Raw genomic sequence first — 15,369 nt, forward strand, 5'->3', positions numbered from 1 at the left:
GAAGCCCGCCGCCCGGCGGGCGCCACCTGTCCGGATCACACCGCTTAGCGGCCGATATCACGCATTGGCATAGTTCGGGGGGACCGCTGCCCGCCCGCCCATGGGAGTGCCCGCACGATGACCATGCCCGGCTTCGGCTCCTTCGGCTCCGACGACGCCTTCTCGGAGCTGCTCAACCGCTTCTTCGGCCTCAACCCGGCCGCCTCCCCGCCCGCCGTCCAGCGCGTCCCGATCGGACGGCTGCTCACCGAGTCCGCCCGCGACCTGATCGCCCGCGCCGAGCTGCGCGCCCAGGAGGACGGCAGCACCGACCTGGACACCCCGCACCTGCTGTGGGCCGCCACCCAGGTCGACCCGTCCCGCGGCCTGCTCGCCCAGGCCGGCGCCGACCCGGACAAGCTGGCCGCCGCGATCGAGCGCAGCCTGCCGGCCGGCGCGGCCGACCCGTCCGTCGACCCCGGCCTCACCCCGGCCGCCAAGCGCGTGCTGATCGGCGCGCACGCCCGCTCGCAGGCCGCCGGCGTCTCCTACATCGGCCCCGAGCACGTCCTGGCCGCCCTGCTGGACGACCCCGACTCGGCGGCCGGCCGCCTGCTCGGCGCGCAGGGCGCCGACGCCTCCCGCCTCCAGCGCGGCGCCGAGGCCGCCGCCCGGGGCGAGCGCGGCCCGGCCAAGGCCGAGAGCCGGACCCCGACCCTGGACGAGTACGGCCGCGACCTCACCGAGGACGCCAAGCTCGGCAGGCTGGACCCGGTGGTCGGCCGGGCCGAGGAGATCGAGCAGACCGTCGAGATCCTCTCCCGCCGCTCCAAGAACAACCCGGTGCTGATCGGCGAGCCCGGCGTCGGCAAGACCGCCATCGTCGAGGGCCTGGCCCAGCGGATCGTCTCCGGCGACGTCCCCGCCACCCTGAAGGACCGGCAGGTGGTCTCGCTCGACCTGTCCGGGCTGGTCGCGGGCTCCAAGTACCGCGGCGAGTTCGAGGAGCGGCTGAAGAACGTCATCGACGAGGTCCGCGAGGCCGCCGACTCCACCGTCCTGTTCATCGACGAACTGCACACCGTGGTCGGCGCGGGCGCCGGCGGCGAGGGCGCGATGGACGCCGGCAACATGCTCAAGCCCGCGCTGGCCCGCGGCGAGCTGCACGTCATCGGCGCCACCACCATCGACGAGTACCGCAAGCACATCGAGAAGGACCCGGCGCTGGAGCGCCGCTTCCAGCCGGTGCTGATCCCCGAGCCCTCGGTCGAGGAGACCGTGCAGATCCTGGAGGGCCTGCGCGACTCCTACGAGGCCCACCACCAGGTCCGCTTCACCGACGAGGCGCTGCGCGCCGCCGCCGACCTCTCCGACCGGTACGTCTCCGACCGCTTCCTGCCGGACAAGGCCATCGACCTGATCGACCAGGCCGGCGCCCGGGTCCGGCTGCGCGGCCTGGGCCGCTCCACCGAGGTGATCGGCCGCGAGGACGAACTCGCCAAGCTGCGCCGCGAGAAGGACGAGGCGGTGGCCGCCGAGGACTTCTCCCGCGCCTCCGAGCTGAAGACCCGGATCGCCGACCTGGAGGCGCAGACCGCCGAGATCGAGGAGCGCCGCGAGGGCGTGGTCTCGGTGACCGTCGACGACGTCGCCGACGTGCTCTCCCGGCAGACCGGCATCCCGGTCTCCCAGCTCACCGAGGACGAGAAGGCCCGGCTGCTCAAGCTGGAGGACGACCTGCACGACCGGGTGATCGGCCAGGACCGGGCGGTGGTCGCGGTCTCCGAGGCGGTCCGCCGCAGCCGGGCCGGCATGGCCGACCCGAACCGCCCGGTCGGCTCCTTCCTCTTCCTCGGCCCCACCGGCGTCGGCAAGACCGAACTCGCCAAGGCCCTGGCCGAGTTGATCTTCGGCGACGAGGACCGGCTGGTCCGCTTCGACATGAGCGAGTTCCAGGAGAAGCACACCGTCTCCCGCCTGGTCGGCGCCCCGCCCGGGTACGTCGGCTACGACGAGGCCGGGCAGCTCACCGAGGCGGTCCGCCGCCGCCCGTACAGCGTGCTGCTGTTCGACGAGGTCGAGAAGGCCCACCCGGACGTCTTCAACGCGCTGCTGCAGGTCCTCGACGACGGGCGGCTGACCGACGCGCAGGGCCGCACCGTCGACTTCCGCAACACCGTGGTGATCATGACCTCCAACATCGGCTCGCAGCTGATCCTGGCCCACAAGGGCGAGACCGAGGAGATCCGCGACCGGCTGATGGAGGAGCTGCGCGGGCGCTTCCTGCCCGAGTTCCTCAACCGGATCGACGACATCATCGTCTTCGACGCGCTGGACGCCGAGGACCTGCTGCGGATCGTCGACCTGATGCTGGCCAACTCCGAACGCCGGGTGAAGGCCCAGGGGATGGAGCTGGAGGTCACCGCCGCCGCCAAGGACTGGCTGGTCGACAAGGGCCACCAGCCCGAGTTCGGCGCCCGCCCGCTGCGCCGCACCATCCAGACCCAGCTCGACAACCGCCTCGCCACCATGCTGCTCGGCGGCGACCTCCGCCCGGGCGACACCATCGTCGCGGACGCGAAGGACGGCGAGCTGATCTGCTCGATCGGCCGCCCCGACCCCTCCTGAGCCCCCCGCCGGAGCCCCGTCCGCAGGCACCCCGCCGACGGGGCTCCGGCGCGTCCGCCGACAGTGCCTCCTGGCAGACTCCCGCCCATGAACATCACTGCCGCGCCCACGAGTTGGGACGCATGCGTCGCACTCTTCGACTCCCGCGCCCTGCCCGTCTCCAGCTACGAGAACCTCTACGACGAGTCGTACGACGTCCACTCCGGCGCGCTGACCCTCCCCGGCCCGCTCGACCTGGACGCACTGGACCTGGACGGCACCGGGCTGGTCGTCGACGGCGACCTGACGGTGACGGGCGCGGTCCTCAACGCGGACGACGGCTGCCCGGCCCTGGTCGTCCTCGGCGACCTGACGGCGGACGCCGTCCACCTGGAGGGCGACGCCAAGCTCCTGGTGCGCGGGAACGTCCGGGTCGGCGCGTTCGTCGGCCACATGACCGACAAGCTGGTGATGATCGGCGGCGACCTGGCCGCCGGGGTGACGGTCCTCTCCGCCGGCTTCTTCCCCGACCTGGTCGGCGGCGCCCTGACCGGCCCCGTCCTGGCACCGCCGTACGCGCTGGCCGAGCTCGACCACGAGGTGAGCGCCCCGCCCGCCGCCGAGGTCCTCGTCCCCGAGGTCCTGCTCGCCGACGGCGAGCAGGAGGAGGAGAGCTGCTTCGACGCCCCGGGCATCCACGGCGACCGCCTGTACGACCACCTGGCGGCGGGGCGCCCCGTGCTGCGCTAGTGCTCCGGCCGACGACGTCCACCGGGTCGCCGGGCCTGCCGGCCGGTCCGGGTCGCTGCGACAGTCCACCGTCGCCGACCCGCACCACCGGGATCGTCAGCAGGACGGGCTACCCGGTGAGCCGGACAGCCAGCAGCCCGAGGACGTGGAGGAACGCGACGAACCCGCCCGCGCAGACGACCGGCATCGAGACCGCGGCGACCAGGGGCGCGCCCATCACTGCCAGTTGCCTACGCTGGCCGTCCGGACTCGACATCGTCCCTCCCGGGATCGACCGGCGGGGACCGGAGCGTCGCCCCGCCAGACGATCTCGCAGTACGCCGGTGTGGCACAAGACCTCGCGGGGCGGTGCCCGACCCGGCGAGCCTTCCCGGTCGAAGCACCGGGCCCTGTCCGGCGGCCGGTCGAGGTGCGGGGCGGCGGGGGCGCTGCCAGCATGAACCGCGTCCCCTCCCCCACCGCCGGCCCGGAGTGTGCCCATGCCCCGTCCCCGAGTCCTCGTCATCGGCGCCGGCTTCGCCGGCGTGGAGTGCCTGCACCGGCTGGAGCGGATGCTCAAGCCGGAGGAGGCGGAGCTGGTGGTGGTCTCCCCGCACGACTACCAGCTCTACCTGCCGCTGCTGCCGCACGTGGCGGCGGGCGTCGTCACCCCGCAGTCGGTGGCGGTGTCACTGCGGCGGCGGCTGCGCCGCACCCGCTACGTGCCGGGGTTCGCCCTGGGGGTGGACACCCGGCGGCGGCAGGTGACCGTGCGCACCGTCGAGGGCGCCGAGTGGGAGATCGGCTACGACCACCTGGTGCTGGCCGCGGGCAGCACCACCCGGCTGTTCGACATCCCGGGCGTCACCGAGCACGCGCTCGGGATGAAGACCCTCGCCCAGGCCGCGTACCTGCGCGACCACGTGATCGGCCAACTGAACGCGGCCGCGGTCACCAACGACCCCGAGGAGCGGGCCGAGCGCCTGTGCTTCGTGGTGGTGGGCGGGGGCTACGCGGGCACCGAGACGGCCGCCTCCCTGGAACTGCTCACCCGGGAGGCGATCCGGCGCTTCCCGCACGTGGACCCGGCCCTGCTCAGCTGGCACCTGGTGGACATCGCGCCGCGGCTGCTGCCGGAGATCGGCGAGCGGCTCGGCGCGGCCGCGATGGCGGTCCTGCGCGGCCGCGGCCTCGAGTTCAGCCTGAACACCAGCGTGACCCGGGTGACCCCCCGGACGGTGGAGCTCACCGACGGCCGGACGCTGCGCACCCGGACCCTGGTGTGGACGGCCGGCGTGGCGGCCAGCCCGCTGGTGCACACCGTCGACACCGACCTGGTGCGGGGCCGGCTGGCGACCACCGCGGAGCTGACCGTGCCCGGCGCGGACGACGTGTTCGCGGTCGGGGACGCCGCCGCCGTCCCGGACCTCGCCAAGGCGGACGGCAGCATCACCCCGCCCACCGCGCAGCACTCGCAGCGCCAGGGCAAGGCAGTGGCCTTCAACGTGGCCGCGCGGCTGCGGGGCACCGCGATGCGGCCGTACTTCCACCGCGACCTGGGGCTGGTGGTGGACCTGGGCGGCGGCTACGCGGTCTCCCGGCCGCTGGGCGTGGAGCTGAGCGGCCTCCCGGGGCAGGCGGTGGCCCGCGGCTACCACCTGATGGCGCTGCCGACCGTCACGGCCCGCACCCGGGTGCTGGTCAACTGGGCGCTGAACGCCACCACCGGCAGCGACTTCGTCAGCACCGGCTTCCAGCACGGCCGCCCGGCCACCCTGCCCGACTTCGAGCACACCGACGTCTACCGCCCGGCCTGACCCCGCCCCCGCCCGAGGGCCCGCCCCGCACCCGCGGGGTGGGCCCTTCCGTGCGGCAGGTGGCTAGCGCGGCGCGGAGTGCCTGTTGCGGCCCATCCGCATGCCCGTCACCAGCAGGGCGCCGACGAACAGCACCGCGCCGATGACCAGCAGCCACAGCAGGCCCTTCACCAGCACGCCGACGAACCCGCACACCACGGCGATCAGCACGATGAGCAGCAGCCACGCCATGTCGGCCTCCCTGGGTCGGTTCCGCCTGCGGGGCCCGGCCGGAGGGCCGGGCCCCGCAGGGGGGTGTTACCGGTGGCGCCCCTGGCCGGGGGTGTCCTTGCCGGTGTTCTTCGGCGGCAACTTCGCCTTGCCCTCGGGCAGTTCGGCTTCGATGCGCTCCTTGCGCACCTCGCCGGTGACGGTCCGCTCCTCGACGTGCTCCTCGGTCACCAGCCGCACCCGCTCGACCGGGACGGCCTCGGTGCGCACGACCGGACGCTCCCCGTGCAGGGTCACGTCGTACTCGGCCTCCGAGATCGGCTCGCCGGACAGCGCCTCGTGCCGGTTCGCCTCGGTGATCGGCTCGCGCTCGACCCGGACCTCCTCGTGCCGCACCGGCACGGTCTTCTGCTCCTCCTCCGTGACGACGTACTTGCGCAGCCGGGCGTGCCCGGTCTCGTACCGTTCGACGCCGACGTGCATCCGCTCCTCCGAGCGGGTCATCGCGTCGTCGTCCCGCTCCGGCCGGCCGGTGCCCCGGACGGCGGGGCCGGGCGCGGCGGCCGCGGAGCCGGTGCGGGCGTCCTGCCGGCCGCCCGCCGTGGCGCCGGCGGCTCCGGCCGTACCCGCCAGGCCGGCGGTCCCGGCCATGCCGGCGGTCCCGACCGTGCCGCTGGTTCCGGCGGCCTTGGTGCCGGTGGTTCCGGCGGCCTTGGTGCCGGTGGTTCCGGCGGCCTTGGTGCCGGTGGTTCCGGCGGCCTTGGTGCCGGAGGGGCCGGTACCGGCGGAACCGCCCGTCATCGGCCTGGTCGTCGACGTTCCGGCCGCACCCGCGGTGCCCGCCGCCCCGGCGGCCCCGGCGGCACCCGCCGCTCCGGCCGCGCCCGCCGCGGTGCCCGTTCCGCTCTCCCGGTGGGCCCAGCCGCCCTCACCGGGCTGGTTGGCGGCCTTCCAGGCGTCGTCCCAGGCGATGCCGTAGTGGCGGTAGAGCCGGCGCTCCTCCTGCTCGGAGAGGTGTCCGCCGCTGTCCACGTCCACGTTCGGCGCGTCCTTGACCTTGTCCTTGTCGTAGGGCACCTGGAGGTGCCCGTCGATCACGTGGGCCTCCCGGACCGGGACGAACGACTCACTCGAACCGAACCATCCGGTCTTCACGCTGACCCACTCGGGCTTCCCGGTGGCGTCGTCGAGGAAGAGGTGGTCGGCCTTGCCGATCTTGTTGCCCTGGGCGTCGTGGACAGGGTGGTGCAGCATGGAACGGATCTGCTGTTCGGTGATCATTGCTCACGCCTCCTTCACATTCCGGCACTGAGGCGCGTGGCCAGCTCGGCCGGGCTGAAACGCCTTCCGGGGAGACATTCACCCACCGTGACGGAGATCGGCCGAACTCGACGGATCCGCTCACGCTGCGTCCCCGGATCGGCATATGCCACACCGGGGACGCCATGTGACGTGCACACAGGAGAACGGGCTACACCGCGCCGTCCCCGTCCCCGTCGCCGTCACCGTCGCCTTCACCCTCGGGGTCCGGGTCCAGGCCGACCTCCGCGCGGTCCTCCTCGGTGCGCTCCTCCAGTTCGCTCTCGTCGGGCCGCCGCGGCAGGCCGCCGCCGTGGCCGGTGTCCGGGTCGCCCTCGACCGCCTTGTTCGACTTGTGGTGGGTCACGGTTGCCTCCGGCAGTGGTGCGGATGTTCGCTGCCTCCATCACCCCCCGGGGCGGGGCGGGGCGCAAACGGGGGGCGGGTCAGGCGTCCTCGGACTGCACCTCGCCGGCGGCGATGGCGGCGGCGAGGCGGGCGTGGTCGGCGGTGTTGAGCTCCGCGTAGTGGTGGGCGAAGGCGGCGACCGCCCGGTCGAAGGTGTCGGCGCGGCCCAGGTAGGCGGCGATGGCGATCCGGTCGCCGGAGCGGGCGTGGGCCCGGGCCAGGGCGGCGCCGCACAGGGCCGCGTAGGCGCGCAGGCCGCGGGTGGTCATCTCGCCGACCTCGGCGGAGCCCTTCATGTCGCGCAGCTGGCGCCAGTAGAAGTGCCGGCCGGCGGGGCCGGTCATCCAGCCGAGGAAGATGTCGCTCGCGGCCTGGGTGAGCCGTTGCCCGGCGACCACCCGCTGCCCGTGGTGGGAGTACCGGCCGGGCCCGGCGTAGGGCTCCAGGACGGACGCCTGGGCCTCCTTGACCTGCAGCACCAGCGGGTCGTCGGCGTCCCGGCCCTGGAGCAGGACGACGAAGCAGCGGGTGCCGACGCTGCCGACGCCGACCACCTTGCGGGCGGTGTCGACGTACCGGTAGCGGTCGAGCAGCCGGCCGCGCTCCTCGGGGAGGGTGGCCCGGTAGTCGGCGAGCAGCGAGCGGACCTCGTCGGTGTCGAAGCCGACGTGCTCGATCAGCGGGGGCTGGTCCTTGAAGCGGTGGCGCCCGTTGGCGGTGGTCTCGGTGAGCTTGCCGGCGGCCTGCAGGCTGTCGCGGCGGCGGGCGGCGGCGAGGTCGGCCTCGATCCGCTGCCGGGGCTTGCCCCTGAGGCTGGTGAGCAGTTCGCCGGCGTCGATCCGCCGGTACCAGACCGGGAGTTCGCCGAGCCCGGCGAGCTGCCGGATCCGTTCGCGGTAGGCGCGGACGGCCTCCAGCACCACCCGGTGGGCGTCCTCGGGGCCCTCGCCGTTCTCCCGGGCGGCGACGGCGAGGCTGGCGGCGAGGCGCTGGACGTCCCACTCGAACGGGCCGGGCAGCGTCTCGTCGAAGTCGTTCAGGTCGAACAGCAGGGCGCGTTCGGGCGAGGCGAACAGCCCGAAGTTGACCAGGTGAGCGTCCCCGCAGAGCTGGACGGTCAGGCCGCTGTCGGGGGCGGTGGCGAGGTCGCCGGCCATCACGGCGGCCGCGCCGCGCAGGAAGGCGAACGGGGAGGCGGCCATCCGGCCGTTGCGGATCGGCACCAGGTCGGGGACGCGGCTCTCCGCCTGGGCGCGCAGCACCGCGAGCGGGTCGGGGCGGTCGGCGGCGGGCCGCCAGTGCCCGGCGGTGGAGCGCGGGGCGCGCTTGCGGGCGGCGCGGCCCGCCTCGGTGCGTTCCGCGACGGTCAGGTAGGGGGCGGGGGTGTCCATCGGGCGGGCTCCTCACGGCGTCGGGGCCGGAAGACGTACCGCCCCGGTGCGCCGCCGTACCAGCGGCGGGCACCGGGGCGGCGGTCGCTCACCCGAAGGGCCGCACTACATGTTGATCATGTGCCCGGCCAGGCCGTGGACGGCCTCCTTGACGGCCTCGCCCAGCGTCGGGTGGGCGTGCACGTTGCGGCCCACCTCGTGCACCGTGAGGTCCCACTGCTGGGCCAGCGTCAGTTCCGGCAGCAGCTCGGTGACCTCGGGGCCGATCAGGTGGGCGCCGAGCAGCTCGCCGTGGGTCTCGTCGCAGATCACCTTGACGAAGCCGACCGGGTGCCCGAGGCCGTGCGCCTTGCCGTTCGCGGTGAACGGGAACTTGGCGACCTTGACCGCGTACCCCTGCTCCCGGGCCTGCGCCTCGGTGTACCCGAAGCTGGCGACCTGCGGCTGGCAGTAGGTGGCGCGCGGGACCATCACGAAGTCGATCTCCATGGTCTCCGCCCCGGCGATGGTCTCGGCGGCGATCACGGCCATCGCCTCGGCGGCGTGCGCGAGCATCAGCTTCGCGGTGACGTCGCCGATCGCGAAGATGTGCCCGACGCTGGTGCGGCCCCGCCCGTCCACGGCGATCGCGCCGCGCTCGGTGAGCTGCACGCCGGTGGCCTCCAGGCCGTAGCCCTGCACCCGCGGCACGAAGCCGATCGCCTGGAGCACCTTGTCGGCCTCCAGCACCTCCTGCTTGCCGTCCCGGGTGACGGTGACCCTCACCGGCTTGTTCGGGTCGGAGTCGTCGATCGCGTCGACCCGGGTGGAGGTGAGCACCTGGATGCCCAGCTTGCGGTACTGCTTGGCGAGTTCGGCGGACACCTCGGCGTCCTCCAGCGGCACCATCCGGTCCAGGAACTCGACGATGGTGACCTTCACGCCGTAGTTGTGCAGCACGTACGCGAACTCGACGCCGATCGCGCCGGCGCCCGCGATGACGATCGACTCCGGCAGCTGCTCGGTGAGGATCTGCTCCTCGTAGGTGACGACCCGTTCGCTGAGCGAAGTGCCGGGCAGCAGCCGGGTGGTGGCGCCGGCCGCGACGACGCAGTGGTCGAAGGTGACCATCTCGAAGCCGCCCGAGGCGAGCTTGACCTGCAGCGTGTGGTCGTCGACGAAGGTGCCCCAGCCGTCGTACTCGGTGATGCCGTTCTTCTTCATCAGGTAGTGGACGCCCTTGACCCGGCCGTCGGCGACCTGCCGGGAGCGGCTGAACGCCTTGCCGTAGTCGAAGGACACCTTGCCGTCGACCTCGATGCCGTACAGCCCGGCCTCGTTCAGCACGGTGTGCGCGAGCTCGGCGTTGCGCAGCAGGGCCTTCGAGGGGATGCAGCCGACGTTGAGGCAGACGCCGCCCCAGTACTTGCCCTCGATCACGGCGGTGCGCAGGCCGAGCTGGGCGGAGCGGACGGCGGCGGTGTAGCCGCCGGGGCCGGCGCCCAGGACGACCACGTCGTAGTGCGTGCTCATGTTCCTCGTTCCTTCAGGAAGCGACGGACGGCCTCGCGGCCCGTGCCTCCCAGTACACCAGGCCGGGCGGCGGGAGAAGGTTCCGGCACCGGCAGGTCGGGCAGCGCGCCCCGGTGCAGCCAGGCGTCGAGCAGCGGGCCGAGCGGGCGGTCGGTGTAGCGGGCGGCGTGCGCGGCGAAGTCGGCGGTGGTGACGACGGCGTGCCGGTAGGCGGTGGCCCAGTCGCGCAGCAGCCGGAAGAACTCGGTGTCGCCGAGGGCGCAGCGCAGCGCGTGCACGGTCAGGCCGCCGCGCTCGTAGACCCGGTCGTCGAACATGTGCCGCTTGCCGGGGTCGCCGATCGCCAGGTCCTGCGGCAGGCCGCGCAGTTGCAGGTGGGCGTCGGCGGCCTTGCGTTGGGCGGTGGGGCCGCCGGTGCGCTCGGACCACAGCCACTCGGCGTACTTGGCCAGGCCCTCGTTGAGCCAGATGTGCCGCCAGTCGGCGACGGTGACGCTGTTGCCGAACCACTGGTGGGCGAGCTCGTGCGCGACCAGGCGCTCCCAGCCGCGCCGCCCGTCGACGTGGTTGCGGCCGAAGGTGGCCATGCCCTGCGCCTCGACGGGCACGTCCAGGTCCTCGTCGACCACGGCGACGGTGTACCCGTCGAACGGGTACGGGCCGAACAGCTCCTCGAACAGGCGCATCATCTGCGGCTGCCGGGCGAAGTCGTGCTCGAACCGGGCGGTCAGCGGCTGCGGCACCCAGCCGCTCTGCGGCACGGTGCCGGGGGCCCGCTCGGTCAGCGGGACCTGGCGCAGCGGGGCGATCGCCAGCCCGACCAGGTAGGGCGCGGTCGGGGCGGGCTGCTCGTACACCCAGGTGGTGGCGGAGGAGCGGGTGGTGCGGCTGAGCAGGCGGCCGCCGGTGACCACGGCGTAGGGGGTGGCGGTGGTGACGGTCAGCTGGTAGGCGGCCTTGTCGGCGGGGCGGTCGTTGCAGGGGTACCAGGACGGGGCGCCGGTGGGCTGGGAGGCGACCAGGGCGCCGTCGGTGATCTCCTCGAAGCCGAGGCCGCCCCAGGGGCTGCGCACCGGGCGCGGGTTGCCGGACCAGTGCACCTCGCAGGTGAACACCGCCCCGGCGGCGGGGGCCTTGGCGGGCTTGATCCGCAGCTTGCCGTCCCGGTGCGTCCAGTGCGCGGGCTTCCCGTCGACCAGCACCTTGCCGATCCGGAAGGCCGCCAGGTCGAGGGCGAACTCGCGCAGCGGCTCGGGCCCGGCGATGGCGGCGATCCGGGCGGAGGCGGCCAGCCGGTTGGGGCCGGGCCGGTAGTCGAGCGCGATCTCGTAGCGGTGGGCGCGGTAGCGCGGGTCCCCGTGCCGGGGGAAGTACGGGTCGGCGGCGGGGGCCTGCTCGGTGCTCAACGCGGGGGTTCCTCCTGTTACTGCTGCCAGGCTTCGATGGGGTTGCCGAGCCAGCGGGTGTCGGCGGGCACCGTCTCGGCGCGCATCACCAGGGAGGCCGGGCCGAGGGTGGAGCGCTCGCCGACGGTGCTGCCGGGCAGCACGATCCCGCCCGGGCCGAGGGTGGCGCCCGCGCGGAGCTCCACAGTATCCAGTCGCATGATCCGGTCGTGGAAGAGGTGGGTCTGCAGCACGCTGCCGCGGTTGACGCTGACGCCGTCGCCGAGGGTGACCAGGTCGGCCTCGGGCAGCCAGTAGCTCTCGCACCACACGCCGCGGCCGATCCTCGCGCCGAGCGCGCGCAGCCACAGGTTCATCAGCGGGGTGCCGGCGGTGCGGCCGACCAGCCAGGGCACGGCGAGGACCTCGGTGAAGGTGTCGGCGAGCTCGTTGCGCCACACGAAGCCGGACCACAGCGGGTGCTCGACGGCCCGGAACCGGCCGACCAGCAGCCACTTGGCGGCGGCCGAGACCAGGCAGGCCGCCAGGCCCGCGCCGAGCAGCACGAAGCCCGACAGCAGCGGCTGCCCGAGCGCGCACAGCGCGGCGGCGGTGAGCACGGCCAGCGCGGCGGAGGCGAGCACCGGGACGATCCGGGCCAGTTCGGTCAGGCCGCGGGCCCAGCGCAGCCGGGCGGGCGGCTCGTAGGTGAGGGCGAGGTCGGCGGTGTCGGCGGCCCGGGGCAGCTTGACCGGCGGCATGCCCAGGTAGGAGCTGCCGCGCTTGGCCTTCTTCGGCGTCGCGGAGAGCACGCCGACCAGGCCCCGGTCGGGGACGGCCCGGCCGGGCGCGGTCATCCCGGAGTTGCCGAGGAAGGCCCGCTCGCCGATCTCGGCCCGCCCGATCCGCACCCAGCCGCCGCCCAGCTCGTACGGGGCGATCAGGGTGTCGTCGGCGAGGAACGCGCCGTCGCCGACCTTGGTCAGGCTGGGCAGCGCCAGCACGGTGGAGACCTCGGCGCCCTTGCCGATCCGCATGCCGAGCAGCCGCAGCCACACCGGGGTGATCAGTCCGGCGTACAGCGGGAACAGCGTCTCGCGGGCCAGGTCCATCAGCTGGCTGACCGTCCACGCCTGCCAGCCGACCCGGCCGTGCAGCGGGTGGTAGCCGGTGCGCAGGCCGAGCGAGAGCAGCCGGACGCCCGCCAGGACGAGCGCGGCGTAGGCCAGCCCGTAGGCGAGGGTGGCGGGGACGAGGGCGGTCAGGGCGCCGCGCAGGGCCTGGGCGAGGCCGTCTCCGGGGTGGACGAACCGCCCGGCGATCAGCAGCGCGGGCAGGGCGGCGAGCAGCGGCAGCAGGGTGAGGGCGAAGCCGGTGGCGCCGTAGGCGGCGGCCCAGCGGGGGGTGCGCGGCGGGCGCTGCTTGGGCCAGCCGCGTTCGGCCTTGCCGGTCTTGACGGCGGGGGCGCCGGCCCAGCGCTGGCCGGTGGGGACGGAGCCGGTGACGCCGGAGCCGGGGGCGATCTCGGCGCGCTTGCCGATCTTGGCGCCGGGCAGCAGGGTCGAGCGGGTGCCGACCACGGCTCCGGCGCCGATCCGCAGCGCGCCGATCTCCAGCCGGTCGCCGTCCAGCCAGTAGCCGGACAGGTCGACCTCGTTCTCGACGGCGCAGCCCTTGCCCAGGCGCAGCAGGCCGGTGACGGGCGGCAGGGCGTGCAGGTCGACGTCGGGGGCGACCCGGCAGCCGAGCGCCCGGGCGTAGCGGATGAGCCAGGAGCCGGAGAGTTCGACCGCGCCGGTGGCTTCGGCGAGCCGTTCGGCGGTCCACAGCCGCAGGTGGACGGAGCCGCCGCGCGGGTACGTGCCGGGGCCGGTGCCGCGCAGCAGCAGCCGGGCGCCGCCCGCGGCGAGCGCCAGGCGGCCGGGCGCGGAGTACAGCAGGACGGCGCCGGCGGCCAGCAGCCACCAGGGGGCGGTGGGGGCCCAGGGGTGGTCGCCGAGCAGGTTCAGCAGGGTGCCGAGGACGCCGAGGGCGAGGCTCCAGCGCAGGCCGGTGAGGGTGGCCAGCGGCAGCATCAGCAGCAGTTGCAGGGTCTGGGCGCGGCGGGGCGTGGGGGCGACGGTGCGGGCCGGGCCCTCGGTCTGGGCGGACTTCTCCAGCAGCCGGGCGAGCTTGCGCAGGGTGGGCTGCTGGTAGATGTCGAGGACGGAGGCGGCCGGGTAGCGGGTGCGCAGCAGGGTGGTGAGCCGGGCGGCGGCCAGCGAGCCGCCGCCGATCGCGAAGAAGTCGTCGCCCGCGCCGCGGACCCGGGTGCCGAGGATCTGCGCCCACTGCTCGGCCAGCCAGGCCTCGGTGCCGTAGAGCTGCTCGGCGGGGCCGGAGGTCTCCAGGTCGGGCAGCGGCCAGGGCAGCGCGTCCCGGTCGACCTTGCCGGAGGTGCGGGTGGGCAGGTGGTCGACGGTGGCGAGCAGCGGGACGAGGGCGGCGGGCAGTTCGGCGCGCAGCCGGGCGACGGCGGCGTCCCGGTCGAAGCCGTCCTGGGCGACCAGGTAGCCGACCAGCAGCTGGTTGCCGCCGCGGGCGGTGCGCACGGCGGCGGCGGCGCCGGAGACGGCGGGCAGCGCCTGGAGGGCCGCGTCGACCTCGCCGAGCTCGATCCGCCGTCCGCCGAGCTTGATCTGCTCGTCGGCGCGGCCGAGGAAGACCAGGCCCTCGGGTTCGGCGCGGACCAGGTCGCCGGAGCGGTAGGCGCGCTCCCAGCCGAGGGATTCCAGCGGGGCGTACTTCTCGGCGTCCTTGGCCGGGTCGAGGTAGCGGGCCAGGCCGACGCCGCCGATCACCAGTTGGCCGCTGGCGCCCATCGGGACCACCTCGCCCGCCTCGTCGACGACGGCGAGCTCCCAGCCGTCCAGCGGCAGGCCGATCCGGATCGGGGCCCGCCCGGTCATCAGGGCGCCGCAGGCGACCACGGTGGCCTCGGTGGGGCCGTAGGTGTTCCACACCTCGCGGCCCTCGGTGACCAGGCGCTCGGCGAGTTCGGGCGGGCAGGCCTCGCCGCCGAAGATCAGCAGCCGGACCTCGTCCAGCGCCTCGGCGGGCCAGAGCGCGGCCAGCGTGGGGACGGTGGAGATCACGGTGATCTCCTGCTCGGCCAGCCACGGGCCGAGGTCGGCGCCGGAGCGGACCTGGGAGCGCGGGACGGGCACCAGGCAGGCGCCGTGCCGCCAGGCCAGCCACATCTCCTCGCAGGAGGCGTCGAAGGCCACCGACAGCCCGGCCATCACCCGGTCTCCGGGCCCGATCGGCTCGTCCTGGAGGAACATCGCGGCCTCGGCGTCGACGAACGCGGCGGCGCTGCGGTGGCTGACGGCGACGCCCTTGGGCCTGCCGGTGGAGCCGGAGGTGAAGATGATCCAGGCGTCCTGCTCGGGGCCGGGCGCCTGCGCCTCGTGGCCGGACGGCTTGACCCGGTCGAGGGCGTAGTCGGCGCCGATCACCGCGTTGACGTCGGCCTCGCCGAAGACCAGCTCGGCCCGCTCGTCGGGGTCCTCGAAGTCGACGGGCACGTAGGCGGCGCCCGCGGCGAGCACCGCCAGGATCGCCACGTACAGCTGGTTGCCGCCGGAGGGGACCCGGATGCCGACCCGGTCGCCGAGGCCGACGCCCGCCTCGGCGAGGCGGCGGCGGACCTTCTCGACCTCGGCGAGCAGCGCCGCGTAGCCGAGCGTCTCGCGTCCGTCGTCCAGCGCCGGCTCCTGCGGGTGGGCGGCTGCGGTGGCCGCGAGCACGTCGACCAGGGTGCGCGGTCCGGGTGCGGCCTGGGCGCGGAACAGCGCGGTGGCGGGGGCGGTGATCATGGCTGCAACGGTCCTCGTCCTGGGTTCCCCGGCAGTCAACCGAAGGCGTCGAAAGCGCGACAACCTGGGCAAGTTTACCGGTCAGGGCGGGTGGACGGCCGGAGGCGAGGGCGCCCGGGGCCGCCGGGCGGCCGGTGCGCGGGGGGCGGTGCGAGCCGACGGATCATCAGCTCGC

The 15,369-nt window shown here is 74.5% G+C and carries 11 protein-coding genes; 3 read left to right on the forward strand and 8 right to left on the reverse strand.

The genetic code is table 11. The features are described 5' to 3' along the window. Positions 1-117 precede the first annotated feature (117 nt). Positions 118-2,607, forward strand: coding sequence for an ATP-dependent Clp protease ATP-binding subunit (locus tag EDD39_RS29890; protein ID WP_123562023.1), 2,490 nt, complete (start codon positions 118-120; stop codon positions 2,605-2,607). A gap of 87 nt (positions 2,608-2,694) precedes the next feature. Further along, positions 2,695-3,336 carry a hypothetical protein gene (locus EDD39_RS29895; protein ID WP_123562025.1) on the forward strand — a complete coding sequence of 214 codons (642 nt, stop codon included), beginning with the start codon at positions 2,695-2,697 and terminating at the stop codon, positions 3,334-3,336. A gap of 109 nt (positions 3,337-3,445) precedes the next feature. Here EDD39_RS29895 and EDD39_RS39910 read toward each other — a convergent pair whose 3' ends face one another. Beyond that, positions 3,446-3,592, reverse strand: a complete 147-nt coding sequence (locus EDD39_RS39910) for a hypothetical protein (protein ID WP_162870248.1) — start codon at positions 3,590-3,592, stop codon at positions 3,446-3,448. 223 nt (positions 3,593-3,815) lie between these two features. Between EDD39_RS39910 and EDD39_RS29900 the strand changes: the two genes are divergently transcribed. Beyond that, a complete protein-coding gene (locus tag EDD39_RS29900) occupies positions 3,816-5,132 on the forward strand; it encodes an NAD(P)/FAD-dependent oxidoreductase (RefSeq protein WP_123562027.1) in 1,317 nt (438 codons plus the stop codon). 63 nt (positions 5,133-5,195) lie between these two features. Here EDD39_RS29900 and EDD39_RS39915 read toward each other — a convergent pair whose 3' ends face one another. The 7 genes from EDD39_RS39915 to EDD39_RS29930 form a co-directional block, all read right to left on the reverse strand. Next, positions 5,196-5,363 carry a hypothetical protein gene (locus EDD39_RS39915; RefSeq protein WP_162870249.1) on the reverse strand — a complete coding sequence of 56 codons (168 nt, stop codon included), beginning with the start codon at positions 5,361-5,363 and terminating at the stop codon, positions 5,196-5,198. A gap of 66 nt (positions 5,364-5,429) precedes the next feature. Then, positions 5,430-6,623, reverse strand: coding sequence for a DUF2382 domain-containing protein (locus EDD39_RS29905; protein ID WP_123562028.1), 1,194 nt, complete (start codon positions 6,621-6,623; stop codon positions 5,430-5,432). Positions 6,624-6,813: 190 nt separating this feature from the next. Further along, positions 6,814-7,008, reverse strand: coding sequence for a hypothetical protein (locus EDD39_RS29910; protein WP_035955946.1), 195 nt, complete (start codon positions 7,006-7,008; stop codon positions 6,814-6,816). A 79-nt stretch (positions 7,009-7,087) separates the two neighbouring features. After that, on the reverse strand, positions 7,088-8,440 hold the full coding sequence (locus EDD39_RS29915) for a DUF2252 domain-containing protein (protein ID WP_123562031.1): 1,353 nt from the start codon (positions 8,438-8,440) through the stop codon (positions 7,088-7,090). A gap of 105 nt (positions 8,441-8,545) precedes the next feature. Further along, positions 8,546-9,952 carry a dihydrolipoyl dehydrogenase gene (gene lpdA, locus EDD39_RS29920; protein WP_123562033.1) on the reverse strand — a complete coding sequence of 469 codons (1,407 nt, stop codon included), beginning with the start codon at positions 9,950-9,952 and terminating at the stop codon, positions 8,546-8,548. Then, positions 9,949-11,358: a M1 family metallopeptidase gene (locus EDD39_RS29925; RefSeq protein ID WP_123562035.1), complete on the reverse strand. Its 1,410-nt coding sequence runs from the start codon at positions 11,356-11,358 to the stop codon at positions 9,949-9,951. The genes lpdA and EDD39_RS29925 overlap by 4 nt, the downstream gene beginning before the upstream one ends. A gap of 17 nt (positions 11,359-11,375) precedes the next feature. Beyond that, on the reverse strand, positions 11,376-15,194 hold the full coding sequence (locus EDD39_RS29930) for a Pls/PosA family non-ribosomal peptide synthetase (RefSeq protein ID WP_123562037.1): 3,819 nt from the start codon (positions 15,192-15,194) through the stop codon (positions 11,376-11,378). Positions 15,195-15,369: the final 175 nt, after the last annotated feature.

Source organism: Kitasatospora cineracea (genome assembly GCF_003751605.1).
GTDB classification, from domain to species: domain Bacteria; phylum Actinomycetota; class Actinomycetes; order Streptomycetales; family Streptomycetaceae; genus Kitasatospora; species Kitasatospora cineracea.